Origin of the sequence: Candidatus Pelagibacter sp., assembly GCF_052049815.1 — a bacterium.
In the GTDB taxonomy this organism is placed as follows: Bacteria; Pseudomonadota; Alphaproteobacteria; order Pelagibacterales; family Pelagibacteraceae; genus Pelagibacter.
On record NZ_JBNGZG010000053.1, the window covers coordinates 1 to 5,223 of the forward strand.

The 5,223-nt window shown below is 24.4% G+C and carries 6 protein-coding genes; 4 read left to right on the top strand and 2 right to left on the bottom strand.

Annotated elements, in window-relative coordinates:
- The first annotated feature begins 49 nt into the window (after positions 1-49).
- Together purM and purN are read left to right on the top strand one after the other, a co-directional pair.
- The gene (gene purM / locus ACTT9D_RS06640; RefSeq protein WP_440930997.1) at positions 50-1,084 is read left to right on the top strand and encodes a phosphoribosylformylglycinamidine cyclo-ligase; all 1,035 of its coding nucleotides are present in this window, start codon (positions 50-52) and stop codon (positions 1,082-1,084) included.
- Entirely contained in the window at positions 1,062-1,646 is a 585-nt protein-coding gene (purN, locus tag ACTT9D_RS06645) for a phosphoribosylglycinamide formyltransferase (protein ID WP_440930998.1), read from the top strand. Before purM ends, purN begins: the two co-directional genes overlap by 23 nt.
- Here purN and ndk read toward each other — a convergent pair.
- Positions 1,636-2,046: a nucleoside-diphosphate kinase gene (ndk, locus tag ACTT9D_RS06650; protein WP_440930999.1), complete on the bottom strand. Its 411-nt coding sequence runs from the start codon at positions 2,044-2,046 to the stop codon at positions 1,636-1,638. The genes purN and ndk overlap by 11 nt on opposite strands.
- Positions 2,039-3,502: a leucyl aminopeptidase gene (locus tag ACTT9D_RS06655; RefSeq protein ID WP_440931000.1), complete on the bottom strand. Its 1,464-nt coding sequence runs from the start codon at positions 3,500-3,502 to the stop codon at positions 2,039-2,041. Before ACTT9D_RS06655 ends, ndk begins: the two co-directional genes overlap by 8 nt.
- 60 nt (positions 3,503-3,562) lie before the next feature.
- Here ACTT9D_RS06655 and ACTT9D_RS06660 point away from each other — a divergent pair, with 60 nt between their 5' ends.
- Together ACTT9D_RS06660 and ACTT9D_RS06665 are read left to right on the top strand one after the other, a co-directional pair.
- Positions 3,563-4,690, top strand: coding sequence for an LptF/LptG family permease (locus ACTT9D_RS06660; protein WP_440931001.1), 1,128 nt, complete (start codon positions 3,563-3,565; stop codon positions 4,688-4,690).
- 9 nt (positions 4,691-4,699) lie between these two features.
- On the top strand, positions 4,700-5,223 hold a 524-nt coding region (locus tag ACTT9D_RS06665), incomplete at its 3' end, for an LptF/LptG family permease (protein WP_440931002.1).

Here is a 5,223-nt window from a genome sequence, read left to right on the forward strand (position 1 = left end):
ATATATATATTTTCGAACAATTAATAATTTTATATTCATATTTTAAAAAATGGTTTCAAAAAACTTAACCTATAAAAAAAGCGGAGTAAATATTGCTGCCGCAGATAATTTTGTAAAATTTATTTCACAATTAAATACAAATAAAAAAGGCAAAAAAAAGTTATCAAACATTGGTGGTTTTGGATCAATAACTGATATTCCTAAAAAATATAAAAACCCCCAGATTGTAGCATGCACAGACGGTGTTGGAACAAAAATAGAAATAGCAAATACTTTAAACAAATTTAATACTATCGGTATTGATTTAGTTGCTATGAGTGTAAATGACTTGATCGTTCAAGGCGCAACTCCTCTGATCTTTTTAGATTATATATCTATCAACAAGGTAAACTCATCAAAACTTAAATCTATCATTAAGGGTATAGTTAAAGGTTGTGCTATGTCCAATTGTGAATTAGTTGGTGGTGAAACTGCTGAGATGCCTGACACATACGAGAAAGATAAATTTGATATAGCAGGTTTTGCAGTAGGTATAGTTGAAAAAAATAAGATCCTTAATAAAAAAAAAATTAAAAAAAGTGATTTAATATTGTCAATACCCTCAAGTGGAGTTCATTCAAATGGATATTCCTTGGTGAGACATGTATTAAAAGAAAAAAAAATTAACTTAAAAAAAAATAAATATTTAAGTAGAGAATTATTAAAACCAACTAAAATCTATGTTGAAGAAATTTCGAATTTACTTAACAATAACTTAATCAATGGATGTGCAAATATAACAGGTGGCGGCATCGCTGATAATTTAAAGAGAATTATTCCTGAAAATCTTACTGCTGAAATAGATTTAAGTAAGATTAAAGTTAAAAAAATATTTAACTGGTTAAAAAAACAAGGAATAAGTGATAAGGAAATGCTTAAAACTTTCAATTGTGGAGTAGGTTTCTGTTTAATTATAAGTCCAAAAAAATTTAATAAGATTCAAACTTTTTTTGGTAAAGATTTTAAACCTTATGTGATTGGCAAAATTTCAGAAATGAATAGTCAAAATAGAGTAAAATTAAATGGTAAAATCAACTGGTCTTAGAAAAGTAAATGTTGCTGTTTTTATATCAGGAACTGGATCAAACTTATTTAATCTAATCAAACAATCAAAATTAAAAAATTCAAAATACATTGTGAAATACATTTTTTCTGACAAAAAAAATGCTGGTGGATTGAAATTTGCAAAAAAATTCAAAATATCTTACGAAATTTTAAATTATAAAAATAAAATAAATGCAGAAACAAAATCTTTAAAATATCTAAAATTAAATAACATAAAAATTATATGTTTAGCTGGTTTCATGAAAATTTTATCAGCTGCTTTTATTAAAAGTTATAAAGGAAAGATAATCAATATTCACCCATCTTTATTACCAAAATATAAAGGATTAAATACGCACCAAAGAGCACTGGATAATAATGAAAAATTTTCTGGTTGTACTGTGCATTATGTAAACACAAAATTAGATGCGGGAAAAATAATTTTACAAAAAAAGGTGAAAGTTAATAAAAATGATAATGCTAAAATTTTAGCTAAAAAAATACTAAGGCAAGAGCATAAAATTTATCCACTTGCCCTAAATAAAATTATTTCTAGTCTTTAAAGAAAAAGTCTATTTCAATTTTTGCGTTTTCAATACTATCAGATCCATGAACTGAATTTTTATCTATCGAAATACCATATTTTTTTCTAATAGTTCCTTCAGCTGCATCTTTTGGATTGGTAGCTCCCATTAAATTTCTATTAGCTAACACAGCGTTTTCTTTCTCCAAGATCATAACTACAATTGGACCAGATGAAAGATATGCACAAAGATCATTATAAAATGGTTTAGTTTCATGCACCTTATAAAATTTTTCAGCCTCAGCTTTTTCTATTTGGATTTTTTTCTCATTCATTATTTTAAATCCATTAATTTTAAACATTTCTTTAATTTCGTTATCAAGATTTCGCTCAACTGCATCTGGCTTAATTATTGATAAAGTTTGCTCCGTATTACTCATAATTATCCTCTATTAGTTTATTTAATAATCTCACCCCAAAACCTGTTGCACCCCAAGAATTTAAGGCACCATTATATTTTGAAAAAGCCATACCAGCTATATCTAGATGCGCCCATGGTGTTTTGTTCAAAATAAATCTCTGTAAAAATTGTGCTGCAGTTGTTGATCCTGCACCACCTTGATAATTAATATTTTGCATGTCAGCATTTTTTGAATTAATTAATTTATCATAATTTTTGTTTAATGGCATTCGCCAGACTTTTTCCTCAACTTTTAATCCTGCCTCATAAAGTTGATTTGCTAATTTATCGTCATTAGAAAATAGACCAGCATATTCAGAGCCTAATGAAACAATTATTGCACCAGTTAATGTTGCTAAATCTATAATAAACTTTGGTTTATATTTTTTTTCAGTATATGTTAAAGCATCTGCTAAAACTAACCTACCTTCAGCATCGGTATTTAATATTTCAATTGTTTTACCACTATACGATTTAACAATATCTCCTGGTCGTTGTGCGTTTCCACTGGGCATATTTTCTACTAAACCTACAACACCAACTGCATTTATTTTTGCTTTTCTTAAAGCTAAATTCTTCATCAAACCGACAACTACTGCTGAACCAGCCATGTCATAAGTCATGTCTTCCATAAATTTTGCAGGTTTTAATGAAATACCTCCAGTATCAAAGCAGACTCCTTTACCAACAAATGCTAAAGGTTTTGAATTATTTTTTGCACCATTCCATTCCAAACAAACAAGGTAAGATCCTCTTATACTTCCTTGGCCTACACCTAACAAAGAATTCATACCAAGTTTTTTCAATTTTTTTTCATCTAGAACTGTAACTTTTAATCCATCTTTTCTTAAAGTAGATAATCTTTTTGCATATTCATCAGGATGCAAAATATTTCCAGGTTCTGATACTAATTCTTTTGTAAAATTTATTCCAGAAAGTAAAGATTCAAATTTTTTAGAATTATCAAATTTAATCTTTTTATTATTTGAAAAAAAATTAATTTTAAAATCTTTAATTTCTTTTTTTGATTTATACTTTTTAAACTCATAAGATTTCAATTGTATTCCATGTAAAAACTCTTCAATGAAAATTTGATCTAATTTTTTATTTAAAAAATTATTATCAACAAATGTTAAATCAATAATAGAATTTGAATTTATATAATCGTAAAATAAAGCTCCAATTTTTTCATTATCTACAGATTTTTGGTTTTTTTTAAGTTTTATAAGAATTAAGTTTTGTTTGTCACTTACGTTAATAGTGAGGATTTCTTTTTTTGGACTTATATTGTTCTTAATTAAATTTGTAATTAGATTCTGATTTAAAAATCCTAATTTTTCTAGACTTAATATTTTAAAATTTTCGTCACAAAATAACCCTATATTCTTGGTTTTTTTAAGATCCAATTTGCTAAAAAAAGTGTATTTAATGGTCATAAATTTTTTGATTCACTCTAAAAATGTAAGGCTATATAAGTTTATTATTAATACATTTCAATGAAAAAATTAATATTTAAAAAACTTGCCAATGATATAAGTTTTTTTTTCTTAATCTCAACAATTTCTCTTTCAACTATAATTTGGATTATTCAAGCGGTAAATTTTTTAGACTTAATTTCAGAAGATGGTCACGGATTAAGAGTATACTTTCTTTTTACGTTATTTTCTTTACCAAAGATAATAAGTAAAATTCTCCCTTTTATTTTTATGATTTCTCTTTTTTATACAATAATTAGATATGAGCTAAATAATGAACTAATAATTTATTGGATGAATGGAATTACCAAAATAAGTTTTGTAAATATTTTGATTAAAGTATCAATAATATATTTTTTGTTACAATTAATTTTTACTTCTTTACTTGTACCCTACACATTAGATAAGGGAAGATCTTTTTTCAGGACCTCATCTATAGATTTATTTAGCTCAGTAATAAAAGAAAAAAAATTTATAGATTCTGTCAAAAATTTAACAATTTTTGTTGATGAAAAAAATAAAAATAAATTAAAAAATGTTATTATAAAAGAAAAGTTAGAAAATAAAAATTCACAAATAATAATTGCTCGAAGTGGGAATATTTTTAACGATAATTCAAATGTCAAATCAATAATATTATTTGATGGTAAAATTATAAATTATGAAAATAAAAATCAAAACATAATTAATTTTACTGAGTTTAAATTAGATCTATCTAAATATAACTCAAATACTATCACGCATCCTAAAACACAAGAAATGAGTTCAGTTAATCTTTATAAATGTATTCAAAATTTCAAAAATTATGAATCTCCAACTAATATAAATAAAATTTTTTTTAAAGGCTGTAATACAGAAATTCAGGACTCGATAATAGAGGAATTTTTAAAAAGATTTTTTTCACCTTTATTTATAATATTAATAAGTCTTACATCATCACTATTAATTTTAGTGAACAAGGATCATGAAAAATTTAATTTAAAATGTTCTTTAATTTTCTGTTTAAGTTTAATTTTATTATTAGCTTCTGAAATAACATTAAGATATTCAAGTGCAAGCATATACAATATGGTTTTGTATTTAATAATGCCAATTGTTAGTTTTATAATTTTATATTCGTTTCTCCTTTTAAATAATAAATCAACTTAGGACTATAAAATGATTATTAATATTCATAAATTTTATCTTTTGAAAAAATTCTCGAAAAAATTAATTGTAGTCTCAGCTATATTTTTTGCATTGGTTTTATTAGTAAATTTAATTGAAGAGTCAAATTTTTTAAAAAATTCAGATACAAGTTTTTTAACCCCTTTAAAGCTTACATTATTAAATTCTCCATCTTTGTTATATGAAATGTTTCCTTTCATTTTTCTAATTACTACTCAATTTTTTTTTATTGAGATAATTGAAAATAAAGAAATCTATACATTAAGACAATTTGGACTAGATAATTTTAATATATTAAGATTTTTATCACTTACTTCTTTTCTTTATGGAATTTTAGTTATTACATTATTTTACAACTTATCTTCGATGATGAAAAATCAATATCTTAAAATTAAAAACGAATACACAAACGATAACAAATACCTAGCTGTTATTACAAAAAATGGTTTGTGGATTAAAGATAACTTTGAAGGCGATATAATAATTATAAATGCGGATAAAATTGATAATAATTA